Raw genomic sequence first — 1141 nt, forward strand, 5'->3', positions numbered from 1 at the left:
CGCCGGCCGGCTCGTCCGGCAGGCCCGCGATGGCGAGGGGGCTCACCGGGGCCGGGGGGCGGCGGTCAGGACCAGACGATCAGTTCGCCGTTCATGGTGAATCCCAGGAAGAGGGAGAGGGTGATCCGGCGGCCGCCCTCGAAGTCCTGCACCTGGTGGAAGTTGCGGCAGTCGAAGAAGACGCCTTCGCCGGGCTCGGCCCGCACCGTGGCCGACGGCGCGTCGGCGACGACCTCGGGGGCCCAGCCGTAGCCGTCCCTGCGGGTGTCGTCGCCGGGGATCCAGCGATGCCGCCAGACGGTCAGCGCGCCGCCGTGCCCGGCGACGGTGAGGTGCAGGTTGAAGGCGAGTTGCACGAGGGGCTGGTCGTCGAGGCGGCCGGGGAACTCCCGCACCACCTCGTCGTAGTGGATCTTAGAACCGGTGGGGAACTCGCGGAGGATGCCCGCGTGCAGCGGGCGCCCCCCGATGGTCGCAGGGCGCACCGGAATGCCGAGTTCGGTGCCCAGCCGCCGCATGAGGGTCACCGCCGGGTCGGTGTCGCCGTAGAGGTCGCGGGCGGCCTTCCGGGTCTGCTCCGCCTTCTCCCAGTAGGCGTCCCGGACCCGGCCCTGCCCGTAGTAGTCGTACACCGCCGGGCCGAACTTCAGGATCGGCGGGTCGAGCCGCTCCTCGTCGTAGGGCTCGAAGTCGGCCCGCTCGATGCGGGCGACGAGGTCGCTCAGGTCGCCCCGGAGCAGGTCGGGCACCCGGACGATCGCGCAGATGCCGGCGGCCAGCCGCTGCAGAGCCTCCCGCAGCTCCCCGTCCCGGACCGTCTCCGCTCCGAACATCGCCTCGTCGTCGTGCCGGGTCGGTGTCATGGCAGCGGTGTTCCCCTCGGTGAGAGGCCGGACGGAAGGGCGGCAGCACCCACCCCGGGGCCCCGCCGTCGACGACGGGGCCCGGCCGCGGCCGCGGGCGGCTTCGGGCAGCGGGCTCCGGCGCCTTGGCCGCCCTGGTGCCACGCGTGGTGCCACGCGCCCGCTCGGCCTGTCGCGTAAGGTCACTATCCCTTCGCCACGGGTCGTGGGCGAGCGTGCTCGTCCGGCCGGGTGACAGCACGAGGGGCAACCCCGACCGGGGCCGTCGCTGGGGGCGG

1 protein-coding gene is annotated in these 1141 nt (G+C 74.2%); it reads right to left on the bottom strand.

The window, feature by feature from the left end:
* Positions 1-65: 65 nt before the first annotated feature.
* Positions 66-863 carry a proline hydroxylase gene (locus tag ACIQOV_RS42350; RefSeq protein WP_401056592.1) on the bottom strand — a complete coding sequence of 266 codons (798 nt, stop codon included), beginning with the start codon at positions 861-863 and terminating at the stop codon, positions 66-68.
* Between the last annotated feature and the right edge of the window lie 278 nt (positions 864-1141).

The sequence above is a fragment of the Kitasatospora sp. NPDC091257 genome, assembly GCF_044757675.1.
GTDB classification, from domain to species: Bacteria; Actinomycetota; Actinomycetes; order Streptomycetales; family Streptomycetaceae; genus Kitasatospora; species Kitasatospora lactacystinica.